Source organism: Mycobacterium sp. TKK-01-0059, from assembly GCF_000709305.1.
Taxonomy (GTDB): domain Bacteria; phylum Actinomycetota; class Actinomycetes; order Mycobacteriales; family Mycobacteriaceae; genus Mycobacterium; species Mycobacterium intracellulare.
The window spans coordinates 1,372,587-1,397,456 of the sequence record NZ_KL446993.1 but is presented as its reverse complement, the minus strand read 5'-3'; the positions used below and the strand labels follow the sequence as shown (position 1 = coordinate 1,397,456).

The window sequence follows — 24,870 nt, the reverse complement described above, 5'->3', positions numbered from 1 at the left end:
AGATGACGCTGCGAGTGGTTCCCGAAGGACTGGCCGCCACCAGCGCCGCGGTGGAGGCGCTGACGGCACGGCTGGCCGCCGCACACGCGGCGGCGGCCCCGGCGATCACGGCGGTGGTCCCGCCGGCGGTCGATCCGGTGTCGCTGCAGACGGCCATGGGATTCAGCGCTCAGGGCCAGGAGCACTCGGCCATGGCGGCCCAGGGCGTCGAGGAGCTGGGCCGCGCCGGTCTCGGCGTCGGGGAAGCCGGCGCAAGCTATCTCGCGGGTGACACCGCGGCCGCTGCGACGTTCGGGATCGCGGGCGCCTGACGATGACTGCCCCCCTCGCCCCCATCTGGATGGCGTCGCCACCAGAGGTGCATTCGGCGTTGCTGAGCGCCGGTCCGGGACCGGGGCCGCTGTTGGCGGCCGCCGGTGCGTGGACCTCGCTCAGCGCCCAATACGCCACGGCGGCCGGGGAACTCAGCGCGCTGCTGGGGGAGGCGCAGGCGGGCGCGTGGGAAGGGCCGAGCGCCGAGCAGTATGTGGCGGCCCACCTGCCGTACCTGGCCTGGCTGCAGCAGGCCAGTGCCGACAGCGCGGGCGCCGCGGCGCAACAAGAGGTCGCGGCGACGGCGTACACGGCGGCGTTGGCGGCGATGCCGACACTGGGGGAGCTCGCCACCAACCACGCCGTGCACGCGGTGTTGGTGGGGACGAATTTCTTTGGCATCAACACCATTCCGATCGCGGTCAACGAAGCCGACTACGCGCGGATGTGGGTTCAGGCGGCCACCACCATGGGCACCTACCAGGCCGTCTCGGGCTCGGCGCTGGCCGCCGCACCCCGCACCATGGCCGCGCCGACCATCGTCAATCCCGGGAGCGAGACCAACAACCTCACGTCCAACGCCGCACAGAACACCGGGGACTGGTGGCAGAACTTCATCCAGCAGTTGTCGAAGTTCCTGCAGGACTTCTTCCAGAACATCCAGCAGATGCTGCAGGACTTCTTCTCGAACCTGCCGGCGTTCCTGGCGGCCAACGGACCGCTGCTGTTCTTCATCGCCTACCAGGTGTTCTTCAACGCCGTCGGCTGGCCGACCTGGGGCGCGATCCTGACCGCACCGTTCCTGATTCCGCTGCTGCTGGGGATCGGCCTCAGTTCCCTGCTCACCACGCCCGCCGAGGCCGCGCCGGAGGCGGCGGCCCCGGCCGCGGTGGCCCCCGTGCTGGCGTCGAACAAGCCGTCCATGCTGCCGGCGGTCGCCATGGCGCCGACGGTGGCGGCTCCCGCCGCCGCCCCGGCCACCACGGTCGCGGCCGGCACCGGCGCGCCGGCGGCCCCGGCGCCGGCGGCGGCGGCCGGAAACTTGGCCTACGTGGTCGCCTACGGCGCTGACCCGGACACCGGCGTCGGTCCCACCGTGGGCGGCCGCGGCGGGGCCAAGGCGCCCGCGGCGACGATCCCGGCGGCCGGCGCGGCGGCACCGGCCCGCGCCGAGGCGCGGGCGCGGCGCAGGCGGCGAGCCGCGCTGCACGACCACGCCGACGAATTCGCGGACATGGAATCCGATTTCGGTGTGCCCCCGGACTACGGCGACGAGGAAGAGCTGGCGGCCGCGGTGGCTTCGGCCCAGGGGGCCGGACCGCTCGGGTTCGCCGGAACCAAGCAGAGGCAGAAGGCGTTTCAGGCGGCGGGATTGACCAAGCTGGCCGACGACGACTTCGGCGGCGGCCCACGGATGCCGATGGTGCCCGGCACGTGGGAGCAGGACGCCGTCAACGGTAGGGGCCCAGCCGAACCGGGGAAGGGGGGATAAGGCAGTCAGCCACATCCAGGTGAACTACTCCAAACCCCAACGGACGCAATAGAAAGGAATCACCATGAGTATGTTGGACGCTCATATCCCGCAGTTGGTTGCCTCGCAGTCGGCGTTCAGCGCCAAGGCCGCGTTGCTGCGCAGCACGATCAGCCAGGCCGAGCAGGAAGCGATGTCGGCGCAGGCCTTCCACCAGGGCGAGTCCTCGGCGGCGTTCCAGGCCGCGCACGCACGGTTCGTGGAAGTCGCCGCACGGGTCAACACGCTGCTGGATATCGCCCAGGCCAACCTCGGCGACGCCGCCGGCACCTACGTGGCCGCGGACGCGGCGGCCGCCTCCGGTTACACCGCGTTCTGATCCAGCCACCCTTAGACGCCACCAAACCGCGAAAGGACTTCTGATGTCGCAGATCATGTACAACTACCCGGCGATGTTGAGCCACGCCGCCGACATGTCGGGCTACGCCGGCACGATGCAGGGGCTCGGCGCCGACATCTCCGCCGAACAGGCCACGCTGTCCAACGCCTGGCAGGGTGACACCGGTATGACCTACCAGGTGTGGCAGGCCCAGTGGAACCAGGCCATGGAAAGCCTGGTGCGCGCGTACCAGTCGATGGCCAGCACCCACGAGGCCAACACCATGTCGATGCTGGCCCGCGACCAGGCCGAAGCCGCCAAGTGGGGCGGCTAGTTCGTGGCTGAACGAGCCTGATGGAACCAGCTCCCAACGCCGTCGAGCTGACGGTCGACCACGCGTGGTTCATCGCGGAAACGATTGGGGCGGGAAGCTTCCCGTGGGTATTGGCAATCACCTGCCCCTATCGTGATGCCGCGGAACGCAACGCGTTCCTCGACCGTCAGAAGGCGGAGCTCACCCAGATGGGCCTGGTATCGGAAGGCGGGCTCATCAACCCCGCGGTTGCCGAGTGGATCAAAGTGGTGTGTTTTCCCGAGCGGTGGCTCGACCTGCGCTACGTCGGCCCCGCCAAGGACGCCGGTGCGGCCGGCGGCGCCGGCGAGCTACTGCGCGGCATCGTCGCGCAGCGCGCCGGGGCCGGCGGCCGGCCGTCGAGGACGGTGGTCGCGTTGCGCAGCGCGCAGCTGATCACGTTCACCGCCATGGACATCGACGATCCACGCGCCCTGGTTCCGGTCCTGTGCGTCGGGCTCGCCCAGCGGCAACCGGCTCGGTTCGACGAGTTCAGCATGCCGACCCGGGTGGGCGCCCGCGCCGACGAGCGGCTGCGTTCCGGTGCTCCACTCACCGAAGTCCTTGACTATCTTGGTATTCCGCAATCGGCGCGTCCTGTGGTGGAGTCGGTGTTCAACGGGTCGCGAAGCTACGTCGAGATCGTCGCCGGCTGCCACCGCGACGGTCGACACTCCACCACCGAGGTGGGTATGAGCATTGTCGACGCAAGCGAGGGCCGGGTCCTGGTCAGCCCGTCCCGCGCGTTCGACGGCGAGTGGGTTTCGACCTTCGCGCCCGGCACCCCGTTCGCGATCGCCGTCGCGATCGAACAATTGACCGCCCAATTGCCCGACGCCGGATGGTTCGCCGAACACCGGCTAGCACGAGACTTTTCGAGTTCAACGCGGGATTTTTCCCCTTCAACACTGTCCGTCCAACACTGAAAGAAATAGAGAAGAGAGCACGATGTTCCAGGAACGGCCGCAACATTCTTCGAGGGTCCGGTGACGTCCGGAACCGTCATGCCGATCGTCCGCGTGGCAATTCTCGCGGACAGCAGGTTGACGGAAATGGCCCTGCCCGCCGAGCTGCCGCTGCGCGAAATCCTGCCCGCGGTCCAGCGTTTGGTGGTCCCGGCCACCGCGAACGGCGACGCGGAGGATGCCTCCGGCTCGCGCGGCGCCGCCGAGGTCGGTGGCGCGACCCAACTGAGCCTGGCGCCCATCGGTGGCGCGCCGTTCAGTCTGGATGCGAGCCTGGACACGGTCGGCGTCGTCGACGGTGACCTGCTCGCGCTGCAGCCGGTGCCGGCCGGCCCGGCCGCACCCGGAATCGTCGAGGACATCGCCGACGCCGCGATGATTTTCTCCACCTCTCGGCTCAAGCCTTGGGGCACAACGCATATCCAGCGTGGCGCGCTGGCCGCGGCGATCGCCGTGGCCTTCCTGGCGACCGGCCTGTCGGTCACCTACCGCGTCGCCACCGGCGCGCTGTCCGGGCTGGTTGCGGTCAGCGCGGTGGCGGCGCTGACCGCCATCGTCGGCCTGCTCGTCACGGCGCGCTCGGCGCGCACCGGCACGGCGCTGTCGATCGCCGCGCTGGTGCCCATCGCCGCCGCGCTGGTGCTGGCGGTGCCGGGCAGGTTCGGCCCGGCGCAGGTGATGCTGGCCGCGGCCGGTGTCGCCGCGTGGTCGCTGATCGCCTTGATGGTGCCCAGCGCCGAACGGGAACGCATCGCCGGATTCTTCACCGCGACCGCGGTGCTGGGCGCCGCGGTGCTGCTGGCCGCCGGAGCCGAATTGCTGTGGCACGTCAAGCTGGTCGCCATCGGCTGCGGGCTGATCGTGGCCGCGCTGCTGGTCACCATCGAGGCGGCGCAAATGTCCGCGCTGTGGGCCCGTTTCCCGCTGCCGGTCATCCCGGCGCCCGGGGATCCCACGCCGTCGGCGCCCTCGCTGCAGGTGCTCGAGGACCTGCCCCGCCGGGTCCGGATCAGCGACGCCCACCAGAGCGGATTCATCGCCGCCGCGGTGTTGCTCAGCGTCCTGGGCTCGGTCGCGATCGCGCTGCGCCCGGAGACGCTGAGCGGCGCGGGTTGGTACGTCGTCGGGGCGACCGCCGCGGCATCGGTGCTGCGCGCCCGGGTGTGGGATTCGGCCGCCTGCAAGGCATGGCTGCTCGCCCAGCCCTTCCTGACCGCCGGCGTGCTGCTGGTGATCTACACGGCGACGGGACGCTACGGCGCCGCCCTCGGTGCGGCCGTGGTGCTCCTGGCGCTCGTGGCGGTGTGGATCGTGCTGGCGTTGAACCCGGGAATCGCTGAGCCGGAGAGCTATTCGCTTCCGGTGCGCCGGCTGGTGGGCTTCGCCGCGGCGGGACTCGACGCCTCGCTGATCCCCGTCATGGCGTTCGTGGTCGGGTTGTTCAGCCTGGTGCTCAATCGATGATTCGATCGGCATCAGCCTGCTTCGCGGCGGTGTTGGCCCTGTTGCCGGCCACCGCGACGTGGACGAGTCCGCCGGCTTTCGCGATCAGCCCGCCGACGGTCGATCCCGGCGTCCCCCCACCGAGCGGGGCGCCGGGGCCGGTGCAGCCGATGGAGCAGCGCGGACCGTGCGTGACGTCCGGGGTCATCCCGGGCAGCGATCCGGGCGCCCCCACGCCCAGCCAGTCGGCGCTGAATCTGCCTGCGGCATGGCAGTTCTCGCGTGGCGACGGTCAGCTGGTCGCCGTCCTCGACACCGGGGTGCGGCCGGGCCCGCGGCTGCCCAATGTCGAGCCGGGCGGCGACTTCGTCGAGGCCACCGACGGCCTGACCGACTGCGACGGACACGGCACGCTGGTCGCCGGGATCATCGCCGGCCAGCCGTCGCCGGACGACGGGTTCTCGGGCGTGGCCCCCGCGGCGCGGGTGGTGTCGATCAGGACGTCGTCGGCCAGGTTCTCCCCCCGCACGCCGGGCGGCGACCCGCTGATGGCGCGGGTGTCGACCGAGGTCACGACCCTCGCCCGGGCCATCGTGCACGCGGCCGACCTCGGCGCCCGGGTGATCGACGTCGGCTCGGCCACCTGCCTGCCCGTCGACCGCCCCGTCGACCAGGCCGCCCTCGGTGCCGCCGTGCGCTACGCGGCGGTGGACAAGGACGCGGTGATCGTGGCCGCCGCGGGCAACAGCGGACCGACCGGATCGTTCGCCGGTGGGACGTCGTGCGAATCCAATCCGCTCACCGACCTGAGCCGTCCGAACGATCCGCGCAACTGGGCCGGCGTCACCTCCGTGTCCATCCCGTCGTTGTGGCAGCCCTACGTGCTTTCGGTGGCGTCGCTGACCCCGGAGGGCCAGCCGTCGAAATTCACCGTGGCGGGCCCGTGGGTGGGTGTCGCGGCGCCGGGCGAGCGCATCGTGTCGGTGGGCAACGATGACGGCGCGGGCCTGGCGAACGGCCTGCCCGACGACCATCAGCAACTGGTCGCCCTCAAGGGCACCAGCTACGCGGCCGGTTACGTCGCCGGCGTCGCCGCGCTGGTGCGCAGCAAGTATCCCGACCTGTCCGCCACCGCGGTGACGCATCGCATCACCGCGACCGCGCACAACGGCGCCCGCGACCCGTCCAACGTGGTCGGCGCCGGCAGCGTGGACCCGGTGGCCGCGCTGACGTGGCAATTACCCGCCGGCGCCCAGCCGAGCGGGGCGGCGGCCAAGCAGGTCGCTCTGCCTCCGGCGCCGGCGCCGGAGAACACCACACCGCGGACCGTCGCGGTGGTCGGCACCGCCGTGCTGGCCGTGCTGGTCGCCGTGGCCGGCGCGGTCACCACGATCGCCGCACGCCGTCGAAAGGACCCCACCCCGTGAAAATGTCGATACCTACCCCCGGGAGCGGGCGAATCACGTTGGCGCTCTTGGCCATTGTGCCCGCGGTTATGGCCTACCCGTGGCGATCGCCACGAGACTACTGGCTGCTCGGCATCGCGGCGGCCGTCGTGATCGTGCTGTTCGGCTGGTGGGGTGGCCTGTATTTCACCACCTTGGTGCGCCGCCGCCTGGCGATCATCGGGCGCGCCAACGCGTTCACCCCGCAGCCCCCCGCCACGGCGACCACCGCCCTGGTCCGGGTGGGCGCACCGGAGGACGACTCCGACGTGCTGCCGCTGCCGCTGATCGCCGGCTACCTGGACCGCTACGGCATCCGGGCGGACAAGATCCGGATCACCAGCCGGGACAACGCCTCCGACGCGTCGCGGCGCGAGACCTGGATCGGGCTCACCGTGTCGGCGCCGGAAAACCTGGCCGCGCTGCGGGCCCGCTCGCCGCGGATCCCGCTGCAGGAGACCGCTCAGGTCGCGGCGCGGCGCCTGGCCGACCACCTCCGCGAGATCGGATGGGAAGCGACCGCCGTCGCACCCGACGACGTTCCCCGGCTGTTGACGTCCAACCCCCGCGAGCGATGGCGCGGCGTGCAGCGCGGCGCATCGGATTACATTGCGGCATACCAGATCCGGGTGGACGAGGCCTTGCCGGAGACGCTGGACGCCATCCGGTCGCATTCCGCCCGCGAGACCTGCACCGCGCTGGAGATCGCCGGCGACAAGGCCCACCCGACCGTCGCGGTGGCGTGCGCGTTCCAGACCGACACCCCGCCGGAGCGCACGGCGCCGCTGGACGGGCTGACCCCGCAGCGCGGGAACCACCTGCCCGCGCTGACGGCGCTGGACCTGTTGTCGACGGCGCGGCTGGACGGACACACGACCGCGCCCGCGGGCCTGCTCGCCCAGCTGCACTGGCCCACCCTGGTCGGCGGGGCCCATCGGGCGTCGTCGGCCGGCGGCCCGGAAACCAGCTCGGCGACCACCGAGACCCTCGAGGCCGCTAGAACATGACCGCCTGCAGGAACGCGGTCATCCGGCGCAGGTAGTCCAACTGGCTCACGTGCATCACGTGGCTGCCCGGAAACCAGTGCAGCGCACAGTGATCCCAGTGCTGCCATAGCTTGACGGCGTGGTCCGGCGGCGCCATCCGGTCGCCGAGGCCGGTGATGATCATCCGGCGGTCCCGGCCGACCAGCGGCGGGTAACTGAGCGGGCAGTGGTACGCCATGCCGGCGCTCAACGCCTCGTGGCTGATATCGGAGAGGCGCAGGCCCATCCGCACCAGCTTGTTGGCCGGGAACCATTCGTCGAACAGCGTCGCGGGAGTGACGACCGGGCAGTTGGGGATGACGGCCTCGAGCCGATCGTCGGCGGAGGCCACCAGCGCCGAGGTGTAGCCACCCAGCGAGATGCCGGTGAGCGCGATCCGGTCGACACCGGTGTGGCGCAGGTAGTCGATGACGGAACGAAAGTCGTGCACGGCCTGGGCCATCGCCTCGGCGAAACCGGACAGGCCGCCGGCGAAATAGCCGAAACCGCTGAAGGGCGAGAACTTTTCGGCCCGCTTGCCGTGAAAGGGCAGCGTGTACATCAACACGTCGTAGCCCGCCCGGTAGTACCAGGGCAGCGAGAAGAACCGCCCGTTGGCCAGATACCACGACCCCATGAAGCCGTGGATGACGCACAGCGTGGGCCGCGGCCCGTCGTCGTGGCGCCAGTGCTGCGCGCGCACCATGTTGTTGGATCCCCACGCGCTCCAGCGCGCGCGCATCGCGGGGTTGATCGCGGTGAAGCTGCTGGGGAACGCGATGTTGTCGACCGTGCCGCGCGCGACCCACTCCGCCAGCGGGCTGGCGCGACGCGAGGTCACCCGCGGCAACTCGGTGGGCGCCGGAAAGGACCGCGCGGGATCTCCCGCCGCCCCCAGCTCGGCGTAGAAGTCGAGGTTGCTCCGCTCGGTCGAGGCATCGGATTGCCGCAGGGCGCCCGCGACCACGAACGGTGTCACCGTGGTGGTGAGCAGCGAGGCCACCCAGGTGCGCAGGGCCAGATCTCCGAGGGCCGATGCCTCGACTACCATTCGCTGACGGGGCGACAACGCCGAGTGGGGGGGTAATCCGCCGGCGCCGGCCGGCACATCGGCGCCGGGAACGTCTGGAACGGGGACCGGCGGGTCGATCGGATCCATGTCGGGCGCCACGAACGCCGATGGTAGCCGGACGGGCTCGCGCTTCCAGGATGTTCGACCGGTTTCGGTCGCTACGGTCTTATCCCGGGACCACGGCGGTGATGCCGGTGCACCATAGGGGTAATACGGTTTGCTATCAGCCGGCTAGCGACGGCGCGTTGATCAGGAGGACCGACATGTGGGACCCGGACGTCTACCTGGCCTTTGCCGATCACCGCGGCCGGCCCTTCTACGATCTGCTGTCGCGGGTGGGCGCCGAGCGGGCGCGCCGCGTCGTCGATCTCGGTTGCGGGCCCGGACACCTGACGACATACCTGGGCCGGCGCTGGCCGGACGCGGTGATCGAGGCGATGGACAGCTCCCCGGAGATGGTGGCCGCCGCCAAGGAGCGCGGCATCGACGCCGTCACCGGCGACCTGCGCGACTGGAAGCCCCAGCCCGACACCGACGTGGTGGTCAGCAACGCGGCCCTGCACTGGGTGCCCGAGCATGCCGACCTGTTGCTGCGGTGGGCGGGCGAGCTGGCGCCCGGATCGTGGATCGGGGTGCAGATGCCGGGCAACTTCGAATCCCCGTCCTACGCGGCGGTGCGGGCGCTGGCCCGCCGTGAGCCGTACGCGAAGTTGTTGCGCGACATACCGTTTCGCGTCGGCGCGGTGGTCCAGCCGCCCGCGCACTATGCCAACCTGCTGCTGGACGCGGGATGCCGGGTCGACGTCTGGGAGACCACGTATCTGCATCAGCTGACCGGCGAGCATCCGGTGCTGGAGTGGATCACCGGCACGGCGCTGGTCCCGGTGCGCGAGCGGCTCGACGACGACGCCTGGCAGCAGTTCCGCGAGGAGTTGATTCCGCTGCTGTCCGACGCCTATCCGGCGCGCTCCGACGGTTCGACGATCTTCCCGTTCCGGCGGGTGTTCGTCGTCGCCGTGGTGGGCGGCGCGGGCCGCGCGTAGCGGGCCGCCACCATCGGGCCAGCCGCGACTATCGCTGCGCGGGCTTGCCTTCTTCGATGCCCCGGTCGGCGGCGATGGCCGACCGCGGGGTCGGCTTGGCGCCGTGATGGATCTGCAGGTACGTCTCGGTGTACCGCGCGGCGATGCGGGTGCCGGCGAACTCCGAGGGGATGACGTCGCCGGTGCGCTGCCGCCAATCATGCAGCAGGACAGCGAGATCGGCCGCGACGTCCTCGACGTCGGAGGCGTCGGTGCCGTCGTCGGCCAGCAGGTTGGTGGTTTCGGTGGGATCGGCGCGCAGATCGTAGAGCTCCCGCTCGGGCCGCGGCGCCGTGACGAGCGGGGCCACGGCCACCCCCGACGGGCTTTCCTCGATGTCCCAGGGCAGATCCAGCAGCGGCCGCGACGCGTAATTCTCGATGTAGCTGTAGTCCTTGGTGCGGACCGCGCGAATCGGATCGAATGAGTCGTGATAGGTCTTCATCGTGTACACCTCGTCGCGCACCGGCGTGGTGGGCGGGTCCGGCTCCAGCAGGATGCCCGCGTGCGAGACACCGTCGACATCGGCGGGGGCGTCGATTCCCAACAGCCCCAACAGCGTTGGCACCAGGTCGACGGCGCTGAACAGCTCGTCGTAGACGCGTGGCGTCACACCCCGGTCGGTGGGTGGCCGGATGATCATGCCGATGCCGGTTCCCGCGTCGTACAGCGTGGATTTCGCGCGGGGGAACGCCGGGCCGTGGTCGGTGAAGAACACCACCCAGGTGGTGGCGTCTAATCCCGTGTCCGCCAGCGTGTCCAGCAACCGTCCGACGGCGGCGTCGGCCGCGCTGATCGCCCCGTAGAAGGCGGCCAGGTCGCCACGCACCTCGGGGGTGTCGGGCAGGTAGTCGGGCAGCTCGACGTCGGCGCCCTCCGCCGGGGTGTATCGGTCCTCGGGGTAGGGGCGGTGCGTCTCGAAAAACCCGGCGGTCAACAAAAAGGGTTGTCCCACCAGGCCATCGGCGCTTTGCCGCAACCATTCGTCGGCCTTGTCTGCAACGTAGTCGCAGTAGGAGTTCGATACGTCGAACTCGTCGAAACCGAGCCGCCTAGGGTAGGACGTCTCGTGCTGCATGCCGAAAAGCGCCGAATACCAACCCGATTCGGACAGGATTTGGGGGAGTGTGCGGATTCCGCTGCGGTATTCCCAGCCGTGGTGCGCCAGGCCGATGAGGCCGTTGGATTGCGGATAGCGCCCGGTGAACAGCGACCCGCGCGACGGCGAGCACAGCGGCGCGGTGGCGTGTGCCCGGGTGAACAGGATGCCCTCGGCCGCAAGGCGGTCCATTCGGGGGCTCGACACGTCCGGGTGCCCGTAGACGCCGAGGTAGCGGCCCAGGTCGTGCCAGTGCACGATCAGCACGTTGTCCTTGCCCGGCGTCAATTGCGTCACCTCTCACCTCGCCCCGCGACCGGCGACGATACCGCAACGTGCTGCGGCGATCCCCGCCGCGTCGGCTCGTCAGGCGGACGGGAGGCGCCCCCACCGGTTCTCGCAGACGAACTCCGACAGCGGCCGCGCCACGGCCCAGCCGTCCAGTTCGAGGGCCGGGCGATCGGGGAATTCGGGCACCGGCCCCAGGCACAGGATGGCCACCGGCTCCGCCCCGTCCGGCATGTCGAGCAGCGAGGCCAGCCGTTGCGGATCGAAGAGCGACACCCAGCCCATGCCGAGCCCTTCGGATCGCGCTGCCAGCCACAGGTTCTGGATGGCGCACGACACCGACGCGAGGTCCATCTGCGGCAGGGTGCGCCGCCCGAACACGTGCCTGTCGCGGTCGTCGCCCAGTGCCACCACCAACAGTTCGGCGCAATCGAGGATGCCCTCCACCTTGAGCGCCAGGAATTCGTCGCCCCGCTCGCCCAGCGCGGCGGCCGTGCGCGGGCGTTCCTCGTCGACGAGTGCGTGGATGCGGCGCCGCAGCGCAGCGTCGGTGATCCGGATGAAGCGCCACGGCTGCATCAGCCCGACGCTGGGCGCGGCGTGCGCGGCCTGCAGCAGGCGCGCCAGCAGCTCCTCGTCCACCACGGCGCCGGGAACGAACCGGCGCATGTCACGGCGTTCGGAGATGACGCGATAGACGGCGCGCCGCTCCTGCGGGCTGAATGCCTGATCGGTCACGTCAGCCATCGTAGGAAATCCGCATTAGCGTGGACGTGTCCCGAAGGGAGTGTCCCGTGAAGCCTTCCGATGTCCTCGAGCAACTGGCCGCCGATCCCGCCGCCGGCCGCGGCTATGGCGAGCCCTACCAGACCCCCGACGGCACCACGGTCATCGTGGTCGCCAAACCGCTGGGGGTCTTCGCCATCCGCAACGGCCGGGCCACCTGGACGCCGGCCGTGGACGCGAATCGCATCGCCCTGATCGGGGTGATCACCGGCCTGCTGGCCGGGGTGATCGGCAGCCTGGCGGTGCTGCGGCAGCCGCCGTGGCCGCGGATCACGATCAGGGACTATAGGTAACGCCGACCGCGCGGAACACGTATTCCGGCGGCATGTCGAACGCCAGCGACCGCCGCGGCAGGGTGTCGAGCACCTCGGCCGGGATGGCGACCTTGTAGTGCAGCGACAACTCGCCGCTGAATTTTGCGTCGACGGCGGAGACATCGAGGTCGACCTGCAGGCCCGTCGACGAGATCTCCACGTTCGCGGCGCCGGTCTGCGGCGCGTCCCAGCGCACGCTGACCGTCGGGCCGGCCAGCCGGGGCAGCATCGACAGCGTTGCCAGCACCCGCTCCGAGGTGAAGGCCAGCGACCCCGTGTAGCTGGCGACGCCGTGCGGCAACCGCACCCCGGGGATGGTGCCGCTGAAACGCCGGGTCACCGCGACGTAATCGGCAAGGTAGATAAGGCCTTCCGATTCGACCTGGGCGTGCAGCTCGTCGGGCAGCTTGCCGATGCCGAACAACCTGCGGACAAAGACGGCCATACCGCCAGTATGACCGCGCGGCGCGACTCCGTGGGGCGGGCGCACGGCCGCCGCCGCGGCCGTGCTGGTATCGGTGGGTGATGACCCGCCCGAGGACGCCGTTGGCCGCCGGGATCGCCGCGCTGGCCGCGGCCGTGTACGCGCTCATGTGGGTGGGCTACCGCCAGCACTGGGCGTGGCTGTACCGCGTGGACTGGTCCCTGCTGGACGGGGCGCGGGCGCTGGCGATCAAGCACCCGTCGTGGCTGCGGTTCGCCGAATCGGTGTCGTTCGTGCTGGGACCGGGCGTGCTGGCCGTGCTGGGGATCTCCGTGACGGTGCTCGCCCTGGTGATGCGCCAACTGCGGGCCGCGCTGGTGCTGGTGCTGGCGTGCGCGCCGTGCAACGAGTTCGCGACGGCGGCGGCCAAGGCGCTGGCCGACCGCCCGCGGCCGCCGACCATGCTGGTCCCGGCGTCCGCTACCTCGTTTCCGTCCGGTCATGCGCTCGAGGCGACCGCCGGGCTGCTCGCGATGCTGTCGTTTGCGCTGCCGATGATGAACGTGGGGGCGCGGCGCGCCGCGGTCGCCGCGGTGGCGGTGGCGCTGCCGGCGGTCGGCCTCTCCCGGGTGGCGCTGAACGTGCATTACCCGTCGGATGTGCTGGCCGGCTGGTCGCTGGGATACCTGTATTTCCTGGTGTGCCTCTGGGGTTTTCGTCCCTCCGCCCCCGACCCCCCGAGCTAAAGCCCTGCGGCGGTGGGCATTTGGTCACGACGCGGTGACCTAACCGGGGCTAAAGCTTTACTTGACCGCGAGGATGCGCGGGTCTGACGATGGAGTGCATGCACCGACTGCTCACGTCACTGTGCGCTGCGGCGTGCGTGATTTTCGCCTCGGTGGTGCTCGCGCCGATCGGCGCGGCTGCCGGCGCTCCCTGGTTCGCGAACGCGGTCGGCAATGCGACACAGGTGGTTTCGGTGGTGAGCACCGGCGGCTCGAACGCGACCATGGAGGTCTTCCAGCGCACCGGCACCGGCTGGCAGTCGCTGCGTTCCGGCATTCCCACCCACGTCGGTTCGGCGGGGATGGCGCCGCAGGCCAAGAGCGGCGTCCCGGCCACCCCGATGGGCGTCTACACCCTGGACTCCGCCTTCGGCACCGCGCCGAATCCCGGCACCGGGCTGCCCTACACCCAGATCACCGGGGGAAACTACTGGTGGAGCGGCGACGACCACAGCGCCACCTTCAACTCGATGCAGGTGTGCCAGAAGGCCCAGTGCCCGTTCAACACGGCCGAGAGCGAGAACCTGCAGATCTCGCAGTACAAGCACGCGGTCGTGATGGGCGTCAACAAGAACAAGACCCCGGGCGGGGGCGCCGCGTTCTTCTTCCACACCACCGACGGCAAGCCCACCGAGGGGTGCGTGGCCGTCGACGACGCTCAGCTGGTGTCGATCATGAAGTGGCTGCGGCCCGGCGCCGTCATCGCCATCACGAAGTAGCGCCTCAGTCGGTGGCGATGGCCCGACCGGGTTTGAGCGTGAAGTTCGTGCCCTCCAAAGACATTGTGGCGTCATAGGTTCGGTCGTAACCGGTGCCGCTGATCTTCCACCCGGCCTCGGTGCGGCGGTAGGTGTCGCGGTAGAAGGCCGCCCCGATCAACATGAAGTTCAGGTCGGACACCATGACCCGGTCCTGCAGATACCAACTGCCCGTTGCGGTGTCGCCGGTGACGGTGATGTCCGGATGGGTCACCCGGTGCTCGGTGATGACGTTCGCGGGCAGCGACGTTCGCATGTACTGCACCAACTCGGCGCGGTTGGTGAAGTGCAGCTCGTTGCCGATCGACGGCCCGTAATCGGCCTTGATGTCCTCGGCCAGGGTGTCAGCGAAGTCATCCCAATGCTTGGTGTCCAGCGCGCGCAGATACCGGTATTTGACTTGCTTGATCGCTTCGATATCGGCGAGATCGTCGAGGGTCATCAGGTCATTGCAGCACACGCTGGTGAGCAGCCCAAGTTCGCATCGAAGAGCCGGTCGCCGAGACGTAAACCACGGCCACATTGCGCGGCGTGTCGTGTGCGTAGTTTAAGTGTCGCGGTCGGCAAGGTAGGCGGTGACCATGTCGATGAGGGCACGCCGTTCCAGGCTCCAATCGATGGCCGTGCCCGTGACCATCTGCGCCAGCACCACACCGCGCAACGTGGCCCAAATGACCTCGGCCACACCGGCATGCGCGGGTTCGGTGGTGATCAACCGCCCCAGTTGGCCGATCGCGGCGTTCATGTCGAGCAGGTGACGCCGCGACGACGGGTCGCCGCCGCCGCGGGTCTCGCGCAGGATTTCGAAGGCGGCCATCGACGTCGGGCTGCTGTAGCAGCCCCACGCGGTGTCGACGACGACCTCGATGCGTTCCCGCAGCGGCAGCTCGCTGACGTCGGCCGACGACAGGCTGTCCACCAAGCGGGCCACGCCGTCGTCCACGACCGCCATCAGCAGGCCGTTGCGGTCCCCGAAGTGATACTGGATTACCCCCCAGGTCACGCCGGCGCGTTCGGCCACGTGCTTGGCGGTGGCGGCGGAAAACCCCTCCTCCACGATGCAGCGGACCGTCTCGTCGATGATCTTCGCCCGGGTGTCATCGCCGCGCTTGCGGGGCGCGGTGGTACGCCGGGTGGGCCCGACGGGGCGACCGGGCGGCTGGCCGGCAACGATGGACATTGTTGACTTTATAACATAGCCGAGTCTATTTTTGGGGCGTGAGCAGCCCCTCGCGATACGCGCAACTGTCCCGCGACGAACTCGTCGTCCTGGTTCCCGAACTGCTGCTGATCGGACAGCTGATCGACCGGTCGGGGATGGCCTGGTGCATCTCCTCGTTCGGCCGCGACGAGATGGTCCAGATCGCCATCGAGGAATGGGCGGGCGCCAGCCCGATCTACACCCGGCGCATGCAGAAAGCGCTGAACTACGAGGGCGACGACGTGCCCACGATTTTCAAGGGCCTGCAGCTCGATATCGGTGCGCCACCGCAATTCATGGATTTCCGCTACACCGTCCACGACCGTTGGCACGGCGAATTCCAGCTGGACCACTGCGGCGCCCTGCTCGACGTGGAGCCGATGGGCGAACAGTACGTCTTCGGGATGTGCCACACCATCGAGGACCCGACCTTTGACGCCACCGCGATCGCGACCAACCCGCGCGCGCAGGTGCGCCCCATCCACCGCCCGCCGCGAACGCCGGCGGACCGGCATCCGCACTGCGCGTGGACCGTCATCATCGACGAGTCCTACCCCGAGGCGCAGGCCATCCCGGCCCTGGAGGTCGTCAGCCAAACCCGCGCCGCGACATGGGAACTCGACCCCATCGATCGCTCGGACGAGGGGCAGGCGGACTACTCGGGCCCGTTGCTGTCCGACTTCGACTTCGCCGCCTTCTCGCATTCGGCGCTGGTCCGGATGGCCGACGAGGTGTGCCTGCAGATGCACCTGCTGTATCTGTCGTTCGCGATCGCGGTGGCCGCGCGTGCCGCCGGCGACGACGAATCCCTCGGCGTGTGCACCCGCGGCCTGATCGGCATCGCGGGCGTGGCCGCCGAACGCATTCACCGCGCGCTGAAGCTTCCGGGCGGGGCCGAAGGCGTCCTGCGGGTGCTCGAGCTGCACCCGCTGCTGAACCCCGCGGGCTACGTTGTCGCCGAGACGGAGTCGAACCGGCTGCACGTCCGCCCGTCGCCGGCGCACGACGACCGTGCCTGGATCTCGTTGTGCTCCCCGGAATCCGTGCAGCCGCTGCAGGCGATCGCCACCGCGGTGGATCCGCGCATCGAGGTTCGACTTAGCGGAACCGCCACCGACTGGACCGCCGAACTGGTTGAAACCGACTCGCCCACCGAGGAACTGCCAGAGGTTTCGGTGGTCCGGGTCAGCGGCGGATCGACCTTCCAGTTCGAGCCCAGGCGTTCGCTGCCGCTGACGGTGTTGTAACGAAAAGCTACTTGTCAAGGGGTTTTCGGTACCGCTTCGGTGACGCAAGTGCATCGAGCGGATACCAATGACATTGCGAAGCATCGGCTTTGGGCGTGTCCGAGGCTATGGTTAACGCTGGCCACCGACCCCTATAGACGAAGGTTTTCGCTCTATGTACGACCCACTTGGGTTGTCGATCGGGACCACGAACCTGGTCGCTGCGCGTAATGGAAGCCCACCGGTTAACCGCCGCTGCGTGCTCACCCTTTATCCGCACTGTGCACCGAAAATTGGTGTGCCCGAAGAGAATCCGCCGCTAGCCGAACCCGGCGTGCCGATGAGAAACTTCGTCGAGCGCATCGGGGACTCGGTCGCGCTGGTGTCGCCCGACGGTTCCGCGCATGATCCGGAGCTGCTGACGGTGGAGGCCCTGGACGCGATGGTGCTCGCCGCCGGCGCCGATGCGGCGGCTTCGGAGATCTCCATCGCCGTTCCCGCGCACTGGAAACCGAGCACGGTGCAGGCGCTGCGCGACGCCCTGCGGACGCATGTGGGGTTCGTCCGAAGCGGAATGGCGCCCCGCCTGGTCTCGGACGCGATCGCGTCGCTGACCGCGGTGAAATCCGAGCTCGGCCTGCCCGACGACGGCATCGTCGGGCTGCTCGACTTCGGCGGCAGCGGCACGTCAGCCACCCTGGTGAACATTGCCGGTGACTTCGAACTCGTCAGCGCCACAATGCGCTACACCGCGTTGTCCGGCGACGAGATCGACCAGGAATTGCAGCTGCGCGCCTTCGAGGAGCTGGGCCACGGCAGCGGCCTGGACCCCGGCAGCACCGCCGGTGTCGGGCAGCTCGGCGAACTCAGGGAACAGTGCCGCGCGGCCAAGGAACGCCTTTCGGTCGACATGGCCACCGACATCGTCGCCGAGCTGGGCGGGCGCAGTTGCAGCCTGACGGTGACGCAGGACGACCTCGAAGAGCTGATCCAGGATCGGCTGACTGGCTTCATCTATGCCTTCGACGACATGCTGGTGCGCTACCGCAAGAGCTGGTCGGACCTCGCGGCGGTGGTCACGGTCGGTGGCGGGGCACGCATTCCGCTTGTGACCGAACGACTTTCGATGCACGGGCGCACGCCGATCCTGACGCCGTCGCAGCCGGCCTTCGCGGCGGCCTGCGGCGCGCTGATCCTGGCCTCCCGCGGGGGCGAGCTGGATCTGCGGACCCGCACGTCGATCGGGCTGCTCGCGACGGCCGACGCCGCCGGCGACGTCGTGGACCTGGGCGCCGGCGACGTGCTGGTGATCGACGACGAGGCGCTCACGGATCGCGAACTGGCGTGGTCGCAGACCGACGACCCCGGCGACCTGCGGATGCGATTCGGCGGCGAAACCTACGACGAAGACGGTCCGGCCGGCTGGTCGATGCGGCTCAACGTCATCGACCCACCCCGGGAACGGCGGCCCTGGCGGCGCCTTCGGATCTCCCAGCTGATCATCGGGATGTCCGCGGTGGTCGCCATGACCGCGGTCGGCGGCGTGGCCTACACGCTGACCGGGATCGAGAACCGTCAGGCCCCGCCGGCGCCGTCGGTCGCGCCGCCGCCCGCGCCGTCCGTCAAGCCTGCGGCGCCGGCTCCGGCCGCCCCGCCGCCGCCCACCGCCGTGCCCCCACCCCCGCCGCCGAGCGCGCAACCCGTCCCAAGTCCTGCGCCGCCGCCGCCCGAACCCCCGCCGTCGCCGGCACCGCCACCGCCTCCGGTCTTGGTGACCACGGCGCCGCCGGCGCCGGTCTACACCCCGCGGCACACGGCACCACCGACGACGACCGCGCCGCCGCAGCCGACGGTCACCACTACGGCCCCGCCGTCACCGACGGCCACGACGACGTCGCCGCCTCCGCCCACGAGTGAGGAGCCCGTCACCACCAGCACCACGACCACGGTGCCCATGACGACGGAGTGGATCCACGTCCCGCTGCTGCCGGTGCCGATACCGATCCAGGTTCCGCAGAAGCAGGCCCCGGCGACCCCCCAGTACCCGCAGTACTCGCCGCAGTACCCGTCGAACGAGTATCCGCAGTACCAGCCGTATCCGGGGAATGAGTATCCGCAGTATCCGGGAAGTTCGCAGAATCCCTACTGGGGCCCGGGTTATTAGCGTCGGTCCTGCTTAGGCGGTCCATCTGCGCGGCCATGCGCGCGCGGGTAACGTTTGTGTCACCAAGTTCGGATGGGGTTTCCCCGTCATGCCCTCGCTCGGGGGGCGTTCGAAAGACCTTGGAGGCGTTACGTGGACATCGTGCTTGGGGTGTCGATAGCTCCCGGGACGGTCCGCCTGGTAGCGATCGAAGGCCAAGACGCCGACGGTGTGACCGTCGAACAAGAAGAGTTCGAGGTGGGTGCCGCCGGCAATGCGGTCGATCGGGTGATCGACGCGATCGGCGGCACCCGCGAAGGAGTGGTCGAGGGCGGCCACCGGTTGAGCTCCACCGGGGTCACCTGGACGAACCCCGCCGACGTCGCCGCCCTGCGGGCGGCCATCAACGCCAGCGATCTCGGCGACGTGATGATGGTCGCGCCCTTGCTGGCTGCGGCCGCGCTGGCGCAGACGGTCGGCGACGCGCTGGCCTACGAGCGCATCGCGATGCTGTTCGTGGAGACCGCCAGCGCGACGCTGGCCGTGGTCGAGGTCGGCGACGGTTCCATCGTCGACCTGCACCGGCGCCGGATCACCGGCACCGCGGCGCCCGCCGAGCTGGCGACGATGGTCGCCGGTCTGGACGCGGGCGGGTCCGCGGCGGACGGCGTGTTCATCGTCGGCTGCGGCGCCGACATCGTTGCGCTGAAACCCGCGATCGAGGCGGCCACCTCGCTGCGGGTGACCGGACCCGAGGAGCCGGACATGGCGCTGGCCCGCGGGGCCGCGCTGGCCTCGGCGAACGCGCCGCTGTTCGCGTCGTCGACCGCGGCCCTGGCCTACGCCCTGGACCCGGGCACCGGGGAATTCGGCCCTTTGGCCGTCGGTCCGAGCCACCTCGACCTGTGGGGCGACGCCGGCACGGGCACCGGTTTCCGCGCGTACAGCGCCCTGGCCGACGACGCCGAGGAAGACGAAGACCAGCGGCCTCCGCGCCGGAGCCGCGCCATGCTGCTCGCCGGCAGCGCCCTGGCCGGCATCGCCGCCGTGATCGCCGGGGTCGTGCTGGTGACGCTGACGGCGGATCAGCCGACGGGTGAGGGGCACAACGCCGGCGTCAGCGTTGCCACCCCCGGCATCCAGCTGCCGGCCGCGCCGCCCAGCACCCCGCCCCAAGCGCAGCCGCCCGCTCCGAGCACGTCCCCGCCGGCGCCCGCGCCCACCGCCGAGGTGGCCGCCCCCGCGCCCGCGCCCGCCCCGATCGCGCAGCAACCCGCGCCGCAGACCACGGCCACGTCGGCGCCCCCGGCGCCCGTCCGTCGCGCCCCGACCCGCCAAACGCCGCAGTACGTGCCCCAACCGGTAGAGCAGGCGGCCCCCCCGCCGGCCGCGCCTGCCCCCGCGCCCCCGCCGGTCGCACCGCCGCCGCCGCCACCGGCCGCGCCGCCGCCGCCCAGGCCCGCGCCGGTGACCATGTACCTGCACTTCCCGTTCGTCACCGTGCCGATCCCGATCACCCCGCCGGCGCCGCCCCCGGCCCCCTAGCACGTGGCACACGCGCGGAGTTGAGCGCACACTGGCAATGACGGCACGCGCTGGCGAGGAGGTCGGATGGGCGAGCACGGTGGGTTCGGATTCGACCCGGACGAATTCGATCGCATGATCCGCGAAGGCAGCGAAGGGCTGCGCGACGTGTTCGAGCGCGTCAGCAGGTTCGTCGCCGCTCCCGGTGGCAGGTCGGGCTGGTCGACGATCTTCGAGGACATGTCGCGGCGACCCCGCCCCGCGCCCGAGACCGCCGGCGAGGCCGGCGAGGGCGTGTGGGCCATCTACACCGTGGACGACGGCGGCGGCGCGCGCGTCGAACAGGTCTACGCGACCGAGCTCGACGCCCTGCGCGCGAACAAGGACAACCTCGACCCGAAACGCAAGGTGCGGTTCCTGCCCTATGGCATCGCGGTCAGCGTCCTCGACGACGACTCCGAAGAGACTGCGTAGCAGTCGTTTTCGGCTCAGCCCTGGGTGACGACGTTCGAGTCGCCGGAGTTGCTGATCTTCGGCGTGCCCGAGTGGTAGGTCACCTTGTTGTTGAAGCCCGACGCGGTGATGGCGTCGGCGGCCTCGATGGTGACCGCGTTTTGCACCCCGGAGACCGAGAGGCTGGCGCAATGCCCGGTGATCGTCACCGTGTTGGACACGCCGCTGACGCTGACGATGTTGTCGTTGCACGCGATGGTCCGGCTCTCGTTGATGCCCGCGACGCTGAGCCGGGCGCCGCGCGGCGGGGCGGGTGAGGTCGACGGCGCTGCTCGCCGCGAGGCCGACGGGGCGGGACTCGTCGAGACGCTCGGCGGCGAGGTGATGAATGACTTCACGCCGGAAATCTGGTGTGCGGCAAAGGCGGCGATGCCTCCCGCGAGTGCGATCACACCGATCACGATGACGGTGCCAAGGATCCACCACACGCGGTTGCCCGAGGGGCTCGGCGGCGGCGGTCCGGTGACCGGGCCGCCGTAGGTCCACGCCGGCGGCGGTGGCGGGGCGCCCGGGGTCGGCGGCGGATGGGCCTGGCCGGCGGACGCGGAGCTGCCCTGCTCTGAGGCCCACGCCGACTCGGCGAGCGGGCGCTCGAGTTCCCGGATCCGCTCTTCCGGGTCATCGTTTGCTGCCATGCATTGAATATGCCATTCGCTTCTGCGTTTTCGGCCCGTTCGGTAGTTTTGGGGATCGTGCCCGATTTGCCGAACCGCCAGGTGTTGTTGCGTCGTCGCCCGTCGGGGCTCGTCCGGCCCGACGACACGGAAATGGTCACCGCGCCCGCGCCCGAACCCGCCGAGGGGGAGGCGCTGCTGCGCACCACCTACGTCGGCATCGACGCGGCCGCCCGCACCTGGCTCGACGACCAGCCCAGCTACCTTCCGCCGGTGCAGCTGGGTGAGGTCATCCGCGCGGCCGGCATCGGCGAGGTGGTCGCGTCGCGGTGTGACGCGTTCGCCGTCGGCGACGTCGTCACGACGCTGACCGGGTTTCAGGAATACGTGATCATCCGCGACGACCTGTTCAGCACGCCGATCCCGGGCGAGGACGACCAGCTGGCGATCATGTCGGTGTACGGGCCGACCGGCGCCACCGCCTATTTCGGGATGACCGACATCGGCCGACCGCAGCCCGGGGAGACGGTGGTGGTGTCGGCGGCCGCGGGGGCCACCGGATCGGTGGCCGGGCAAATCGCCAAGATCGCCGGCGCCCGGGTGGTGGGCATCGCGGGCGGCCCGCAGAAATGCCGGGCGGTGGTGGAGGACTTCGGGTTCGACGCGTGCATCGACTACAAGAACGACGACATCGTCGCGGCGCTCAAAAAGCATTGCCCGCAACGGGTGGACGTCTACTTCGACAACGTGGGCGGGCCCATCCTCAACGCCGTGCTGGGCCGGCTGGCCCCCCGCGCGCGGGTGGTGCTGTGCGGCGTCATCTCCAGCTACCTGACCGGCGACCACCCGGGGCCGGCGAACTACGTGAACCTGTTGTCCAAGACCGCGCTGATGCAGGGCTTCAACGCGCTGGACCAGTGGGGCCGCTTCGACGAGGCGTTCGCCGCGCTGCGCGGCTGGGAGGCCGAGGGCCGACTTCACCACCGGCAGACCATCTTTGAGGGCATCGAGTCGTGTGTCGACGCCCTCAACGGCCTGTTCACCGGCGTCAACGTCGGCAAGACGCTGGTCAAAATCAGCGAACCCGGCGCGCGCTGAGGCCGCGGGATGCGCCGCACCCCCACCGCGTGGTGTTATAACACCGTTTGCGAGAGTTGCCTGGGGAGAGCGCGCCGGGCTTGACGTGCCGGCTTTCAACGATGGGTGGTTTGTAGATGGATCGTCGCAGCATGATGTTGATCTCGGGGCTCGGCATGCTGGGGGCTGCGATGCGCTTGCCGGGTGCCTGGGCCACCCCGCCGGCGCCGCAGGCGCCGCCGGCCGCCGGCGGCGGGCCCTACATCTTCGCCGACGAGTTCGACGGGCCGGCCGGCTCGCCTCCCGATCCCGGCAAGTGGACGATTCAGACCTGGCAGGACGACGTGTTCCCGCCCGTGGAGGGGATCTACCGCGACGATCGCCAAAACGTGTTCCAGGACGGCAATTCCAACCTCGTCCTGTGCGCAACCCACGATCTGATGAGCAACACCTACTACAGCGGCAAGCTGCGCGGCAACTTCCGCAGCATGATCAACCAGACCTGGGAGGCGCGGATCAAGCTGGACTGCTTGTTCCCCGGCCTGTGGCCGTCCTTCTGGGGTGTCAACGAGGACCCGCTGCCCGACGGCGAGGTCGACATCTTCGAGTGGTACGGCAACGGCGACTGGGCCCCCGGCACCACGGTCCACGCGGCGTCCAACGGGAAGACCTGGGAGGGCAGGTCGATTCCCGGTCTGGTCGACGGCAACTGGCACACGTGGCGAATGCACTGGGGCGAAGAGGGATTCGAGTTCTTCCGGGACGGGGCGCAGTACTACAAGGTGCCCAACAAGCCCATCCACGTCGCCGGCGGCGCGCCCGACGACTTCCGGTGGCCGTTCAACAACCCCGGCTACTGGATGACCCCGATGTTCACGCTCGCCGTAGGCGGGGTGGGCGCCGGTGACCCCGCCGCGGGTGTCTTCCCGGCGTCCATGCTGGTGGACTACCTGCGCATCTGGTAGCGGTCATTTCGTGGCTTTGAGCACCTGAACCAGGTTGAACTGCCACCGCTCGACCAGCCGGAAGCCCAGGTCGTGCGGCACCGCGAACGCCGGGGTCGGCCCGTAGCGGGGGCCCGGCGGCAGCGCGGCGCCCCGCTCGTGCGCCGGCTGTGACGGGTCGGCCTGGGTGATGATCCAGACCACGCCGCAGTGGCTCAACGGCTTGGCGACGACCTCGGGGATGAGGTTGGTGTCGAAGACGTCGTTGCGGTCGGTCGCGCGCTGCCACAGCGTCAGGTCGACCAGCTTGCGATAGGCGTCCGGGCGCGCCGCCAGCAACGGGCGCATGGGGGCCGGCATGAACGTCACCGTGTCGTTCACCAGCAGGCAATCGCCCGGCGCGGCCCGCGCGGTGATCAGGTCGGCCACCTGGCTGTAGTCCATCCCGTATTTGGCGTACGGGTTGCGCTGCGCCCGAACATAATTCGGCGCCGCCGCCACGGCGAACAGGCCGACCAGCGCCGCGGTGACCCAGGGCCTGGCGGCCACCGCGCCGCCGCAGACCCCCAGGATCAGCGCCATCGCGGGCGCGGTGAACGACAGGTAGCGCGGCGTGTAGATCGAGTGCACCAGCACCGAGTAGGTCAGGATCGCGGCGGTGGGAATGGCCAGCCATCCCGCCGCGAGCACCAACAGCTGCCGCTCCGACGGCGTCAGCCGCGCGGACCCGCTGAGCCACAACACAATAGCCGCACACATCAGCAGCGCCGCCAGGATGGCGAACGGGGGGCTTCGCTCGAAATACTGTTGCATCACCACGTCTTCGATGGTGCGGTGACCGATCGGGGCGACCCAGCTGATCTGGTGCGCCTGGCCGGCGACCGTCAACAGGAGCGGCAACACCGCACCCACCGCCACGGCCGAGGCAATGGCGAAGCGCGCCAACACGGTTCGGCCGCGGTGGAAGACGACGACGAAGACGACGTACGCCCCCAGCAGCAGCGCGATATACGCGTCGAGCACGATCGAGAGGGCCAGCGCGACACCGTAACCCAGCCACAACCGCCGGGTGTCGCGGCGCGCGGCGTGGACGAGCAGGACGGTCAGCCACACCGCGGCCATCATCGACAGGGCATAGGGCCGCGCCTCGATGCCCGCCCACGTGGTGCGGGGCAGGATCGCGCAGAACACGCCGGACGCGATCGCGACGGTCCGCGACGAGAACTGCTTGCCCAGCGCCACGACGCCGGCCGCCGAGGCCCCCGCCGCCAGGCCGCTGGGCGCGCGGGACCAGAACTCGGTGGCCGGAAAGACCTGAAACCAGCCGTGCATGAGCAGGTAGTACAGCCCGTGGACGGCATCGACATTGCCCAGCATGTGCCACATCTGGGCCAGCGAACGGCTGTAGGAGGCCGAGATGGTCGCGGCCTCGTCGTACCAGAAGGAGGGCCGGGCTGCCCCGGCCATGCTCACCGCGACGGCCAGCGCCGCGACGAGCAACGGGTCCAGCGCGGCCGCCACGGCAGGCCGGCGGCTGCCGAGCACGCCGGGGCTGAACACACGCCTATGGTGCCAGAACGGCCCGGGGCGATCGGCCGACCGGGGCCCTTGATTCGAACGTATGATCG

The 24,870-nt window shown here is 70.1% G+C and carries 26 protein-coding genes; 18 read left to right on the top strand and 8 right to left on the bottom strand.

All coding sequences use genetic code 11. The annotated features are described in order from the left end of the window. The first annotated feature begins 2 nt into the window (after positions 1 to 2). The 8 genes from K883_RS06945 to eccE all read left to right on the top strand — a co-directional run bounded on the left by K883_RS06945 (position 3) and on the right by eccE (position 7,374). A complete protein-coding gene (locus tag K883_RS06945) occupies positions 3 to 311 on the top strand; it encodes a PE family protein (RefSeq protein WP_008261668.1) in 309 nt (102 codons plus the stop codon). Positions 312 to 313: 2 nt separating this feature from the next. Beyond that, on the top strand, positions 314 to 1,804 hold the full coding sequence (locus tag K883_RS06940; RefSeq protein ID WP_036454114.1) for a PPE family protein: 1,491 nt from the start codon (positions 314 to 316) through the stop codon (positions 1,802 to 1,804). A 64-nt stretch (positions 1,805 to 1,868) separates the two neighbouring features. Then, positions 1,869 to 2,162 (top strand): type VII secretion system protein EsxG, encoded by a 294-nt coding sequence (gene esxG, locus K883_RS06935; RefSeq protein ID WP_008261664.1) that lies wholly within the window; start codon positions 1,869 to 1,871, stop codon positions 2,160 to 2,162. Between the two features lie 43 nt (positions 2,163 to 2,205). Next, a complete protein-coding gene (locus K883_RS06930) occupies positions 2,206 to 2,496 on the top strand; it encodes a WXG100 family type VII secretion target (protein ID WP_008261663.1) in 291 nt (96 codons plus the stop codon). A 20-nt stretch (positions 2,497 to 2,516) separates the two neighbouring features. Next, positions 2,517 to 3,440 carry an ESX secretion-associated protein EspG gene (locus tag K883_RS06925; RefSeq protein ID WP_020823732.1) on the top strand — a complete coding sequence of 308 codons (924 nt, stop codon included), beginning with the start codon at positions 2,517 to 2,519 and terminating at the stop codon, positions 3,438 to 3,440. Positions 3,441 to 3,518: 78 nt separating this feature from the next. After that, the gene (gene eccD / locus K883_RS06920) at positions 3,519 to 4,943 is read left to right on the top strand and encodes a type VII secretion integral membrane protein EccD (protein ID WP_085976522.1); all 1,425 of its coding nucleotides are present in this window, start codon (positions 3,519 to 3,521) and stop codon (positions 4,941 to 4,943) included. After that, entirely contained in the window at positions 4,940 to 6,349 is a 1,410-nt protein-coding gene (gene mycP / locus K883_RS06915; RefSeq protein ID WP_008261653.1) for a type VII secretion-associated serine protease mycosin, read from the top strand. The genes eccD and mycP overlap by 4 nt, the downstream gene beginning before the upstream one ends. A 2-nt stretch (positions 6,350 to 6,351) precedes the next feature. Further along, entirely contained in the window at positions 6,352 to 7,374 is a 1,023-nt protein-coding gene (gene eccE / locus K883_RS06910; RefSeq protein WP_036429549.1) for a type VII secretion protein EccE, read from the top strand. Here eccE and K883_RS06905 read toward each other — a convergent pair. Beyond that, positions 7,364 to 8,551 (bottom strand): alpha/beta hydrolase family protein, encoded by a 1,188-nt coding sequence (locus tag K883_RS06905; RefSeq protein WP_008261648.1) that lies wholly within the window; start codon positions 8,549 to 8,551, stop codon positions 7,364 to 7,366. The genes eccE and K883_RS06905 overlap by 11 nt on opposite strands. 176 nt (positions 8,552 to 8,727) lie before the next feature. Here K883_RS06905 and K883_RS06900 point away from each other — a divergent pair, with 176 nt between their 5' ends. Continuing rightward, positions 8,728 to 9,507, top strand: a complete 780-nt coding sequence (locus tag K883_RS06900) for a trans-aconitate 2-methyltransferase (protein WP_008261646.1) — start codon at positions 8,728 to 8,730, stop codon at positions 9,505 to 9,507. Positions 9,508 to 9,535: 28 nt separating this feature from the next. On the opposite strand, the gene K883_RS06895 is transcribed toward K883_RS06900, so the two are convergent. Together K883_RS06895 and bluB are read right to left on the bottom strand one after the other, a co-directional pair. Beyond that, positions 9,536 to 10,942 (bottom strand): sulfatase family protein, encoded by a 1,407-nt coding sequence (locus K883_RS06895; RefSeq protein ID WP_008261645.1) that lies wholly within the window; start codon positions 10,940 to 10,942, stop codon positions 9,536 to 9,538. A gap of 69 nt (positions 10,943 to 11,011) precedes the next feature. Continuing rightward, positions 11,012 to 11,680: a 5,6-dimethylbenzimidazole synthase gene (gene bluB, locus K883_RS06890; protein ID WP_008261643.1), complete on the bottom strand. Its 669-nt coding sequence runs from the start codon at positions 11,678 to 11,680 to the stop codon at positions 11,012 to 11,014. Positions 11,681 to 11,727: 47 nt separating this feature from the next. Between bluB and K883_RS06885 the strand changes: the two genes are divergently transcribed. After that, the gene (locus K883_RS06885) at positions 11,728 to 12,012 is read left to right on the top strand and encodes a hypothetical protein (protein WP_008261641.1); all 285 of its coding nucleotides are present in this window, start codon (positions 11,728 to 11,730) and stop codon (positions 12,010 to 12,012) included. Here the strand turns inward: K883_RS06885 and K883_RS06880 are convergent. Then, a complete protein-coding gene (locus K883_RS06880; protein ID WP_008261638.1) occupies positions 11,996 to 12,478 on the bottom strand; it encodes a hypothetical protein in 483 nt (160 codons plus the stop codon). The two genes, K883_RS06885 and K883_RS06880, sit on opposite strands and share 17 nt — an antisense overlap. 80 nt (positions 12,479 to 12,558) lie before the next feature. On the opposite strand from K883_RS06880, the gene K883_RS06875 reads away from it, so the two are divergent. Then, positions 12,559 to 13,203: a phosphatase PAP2 family protein gene (locus K883_RS06875; protein ID WP_036429544.1), complete on the top strand. Its 645-nt coding sequence runs from the start codon at positions 12,559 to 12,561 to the stop codon at positions 13,201 to 13,203. A gap of 98 nt (positions 13,204 to 13,301) precedes the next feature. After that, the gene (locus K883_RS06870) at positions 13,302 to 13,961 is read left to right on the top strand and encodes a L,D-transpeptidase family protein (RefSeq protein ID WP_008261633.1); all 660 of its coding nucleotides are present in this window, start codon (positions 13,302 to 13,304) and stop codon (positions 13,959 to 13,961) included. Positions 13,962 to 13,965: 4 nt separating this feature from the next. Here K883_RS06870 and K883_RS06865 read toward each other — a convergent pair whose 3' ends face one another. Together K883_RS06865 and K883_RS06860 are read right to left on the bottom strand one after the other, a co-directional pair. Continuing rightward, on the bottom strand, positions 13,966 to 14,442 hold the full coding sequence (locus tag K883_RS06865; protein WP_170320616.1) for a nuclear transport factor 2 family protein: 477 nt from the start codon (positions 14,440 to 14,442) through the stop codon (positions 13,966 to 13,968). A 105-nt stretch (positions 14,443 to 14,547) separates the two neighbouring features. Continuing rightward, positions 14,548 to 15,180, bottom strand: coding sequence for a TetR/AcrR family transcriptional regulator (locus K883_RS06860; protein ID WP_008261631.1), 633 nt, complete (start codon positions 15,178 to 15,180; stop codon positions 14,548 to 14,550). Between the two features lie 38 nt (positions 15,181 to 15,218). Here K883_RS06860 and K883_RS06855 point away from each other — a divergent pair, with 38 nt between their 5' ends. The 4 genes from K883_RS06855 to K883_RS06840 all read left to right on the top strand — a co-directional run bounded on the left by K883_RS06855 (position 15,219) and on the right by K883_RS06840 (position 20,568). Continuing rightward, positions 15,219 to 16,448 carry a hypothetical protein gene (locus tag K883_RS06855; protein WP_008261630.1) on the top strand — a complete coding sequence of 410 codons (1,230 nt, stop codon included), beginning with the start codon at positions 15,219 to 15,221 and terminating at the stop codon, positions 16,446 to 16,448. 154 nt (positions 16,449 to 16,602) lie between these two features. Beyond that, on the top strand, positions 16,603 to 18,591 hold the full coding sequence (locus K883_RS06850; RefSeq protein ID WP_014385958.1) for an Hsp70 family protein: 1,989 nt from the start codon (positions 16,603 to 16,605) through the stop codon (positions 18,589 to 18,591). A gap of 132 nt (positions 18,592 to 18,723) precedes the next feature. Next, a complete protein-coding gene (locus tag K883_RS06845; protein WP_008261628.1) occupies positions 18,724 to 20,115 on the top strand; it encodes a DUF7159 family protein in 1,392 nt (463 codons plus the stop codon). 66 nt (positions 20,116 to 20,181) lie between these two features. Then, complete coding sequence (locus K883_RS06840) at positions 20,182 to 20,568, top strand: hypothetical protein (RefSeq protein WP_008261626.1); 387 nt, start codon at positions 20,182 to 20,184, stop codon at positions 20,566 to 20,568. Positions 20,569 to 20,582: 14 nt separating this feature from the next. Here K883_RS06840 and K883_RS06835 read toward each other — a convergent pair whose 3' ends face one another. Then, positions 20,583 to 21,242 (bottom strand): DUF3060 domain-containing protein, encoded by a 660-nt coding sequence (locus tag K883_RS06835; RefSeq protein ID WP_008261624.1) that lies wholly within the window; start codon positions 21,240 to 21,242, stop codon positions 20,583 to 20,585. Between the two features lie 57 nt (positions 21,243 to 21,299). Between K883_RS06835 and K883_RS06830 the strand changes: the two genes are divergently transcribed. After that, positions 21,300 to 22,319 (top strand): NADP-dependent oxidoreductase, encoded by a 1,020-nt coding sequence (locus K883_RS06830; RefSeq protein ID WP_008261621.1) that lies wholly within the window; start codon positions 21,300 to 21,302, stop codon positions 22,317 to 22,319. Positions 22,320 to 22,435: 116 nt separating this feature from the next. Continuing rightward, positions 22,436 to 23,263 (top strand): glycoside hydrolase family 16 protein, encoded by an 828-nt coding sequence (locus K883_RS06825; RefSeq protein WP_009956078.1) that lies wholly within the window; start codon positions 22,436 to 22,438, stop codon positions 23,261 to 23,263. Positions 23,264 to 23,266: 3 nt separating this feature from the next. On the opposite strand, the gene K883_RS06820 is transcribed toward K883_RS06825, so the two are convergent. Further along, positions 23,267 to 24,802: a glycosyltransferase family 39 protein gene (locus K883_RS06820; RefSeq protein WP_036454111.1), complete on the bottom strand. Its 1,536-nt coding sequence runs from the start codon at positions 24,800 to 24,802 to the stop codon at positions 23,267 to 23,269. Positions 24,803 to 24,870 lie beyond the last annotated feature (68 nt).

Bases quoted from the DNA above. Each gene is read 5' to 3' on its own strand.
- K883_RS06835 (WP_008261624.1), bottom strand. From the start codon at position 21,242: ATGGCAGCAAACGATGACCCGGAAGAGCGGATCCGGGAACTCGAGCGC.
- K883_RS06900 (WP_008261646.1), top strand. From the start codon at position 8,728: ATGTGGGACCCGGACGTCTACCTGGCCTTTGCCGATCACCGCGGCCGG.
- K883_RS06870 (WP_008261633.1), top strand. From the start codon at position 13,302: ATGCACCGACTGCTCACGTCACTGTGCGCTGCGGCGTGCGTGATTTTC.
- K883_RS06865 (WP_170320616.1), bottom strand. From the start codon at position 14,442: ATGACCCTCGACGATCTCGCCGATATCGAAGCGATCAAGCAAGTCAAA.
- K883_RS06940 (WP_036454114.1), top strand. From the start codon at position 314: ATGACTGCCCCCCTCGCCCCCATCTGGATGGCGTCGCCACCAGAGGTG.
- eccE (WP_036429549.1), top strand. From the start codon at position 6,352: ATGTCGATACCTACCCCCGGGAGCGGGCGAATCACGTTGGCGCTCTTG.
- K883_RS06860 (WP_008261631.1), bottom strand. From the start codon at position 15,180: ATGTCCATCGTTGCCGGCCAGCCGCCCGGTCGCCCCGTCGGGCCCACC.
- K883_RS06905 (WP_008261648.1), bottom strand. From the start codon at position 8,551: ATGGATCCGATCGACCCGCCGGTCCCCGTTCCAGACGTTCCCGGCGCC.
- esxG (WP_008261664.1), top strand. From the start codon at position 1,869: ATGAGTATGTTGGACGCTCATATCCCGCAGTTGGTTGCCTCGCAGTCG.
- mycP (WP_008261653.1), top strand. From the start codon at position 4,940: ATGATTCGATCGGCATCAGCCTGCTTCGCGGCGGTGTTGGCCCTGTTG.
- K883_RS06840 (WP_008261626.1), top strand. From the start codon at position 20,182: ATGGGCGAGCACGGTGGGTTCGGATTCGACCCGGACGAATTCGATCGC.
- K883_RS06825 (WP_009956078.1), top strand. From the start codon at position 22,436: ATGGATCGTCGCAGCATGATGTTGATCTCGGGGCTCGGCATGCTGGGG.
- K883_RS06850 (WP_014385958.1), top strand. From the start codon at position 16,603: ATGTACGACCCACTTGGGTTGTCGATCGGGACCACGAACCTGGTCGCT.
- K883_RS06945 (WP_008261668.1), top strand. From the start codon at position 3: ATGACGCTGCGAGTGGTTCCCGAAGGACTGGCCGCCACCAGCGCCGCG.
- K883_RS06875 (WP_036429544.1), top strand. From the start codon at position 12,559: ATGACCCGCCCGAGGACGCCGTTGGCCGCCGGGATCGCCGCGCTGGCC.
- K883_RS06930 (WP_008261663.1), top strand. From the start codon at position 2,206: ATGTCGCAGATCATGTACAACTACCCGGCGATGTTGAGCCACGCCGCC.
- bluB (WP_008261643.1), bottom strand. From the start codon at position 11,680: ATGGCTGACGTGACCGATCAGGCATTCAGCCCGCAGGAGCGGCGCGCC.
- K883_RS06925 (WP_020823732.1), top strand. From the start codon at position 2,517: ATGGAACCAGCTCCCAACGCCGTCGAGCTGACGGTCGACCACGCGTGG.
- K883_RS06880 (WP_008261638.1), bottom strand. From the start codon at position 12,478: ATGGCCGTCTTTGTCCGCAGGTTGTTCGGCATCGGCAAGCTGCCCGAC.
- eccD (WP_085976522.1), top strand. From the start codon at position 3,519: ATGCCGATCGTCCGCGTGGCAATTCTCGCGGACAGCAGGTTGACGGAA.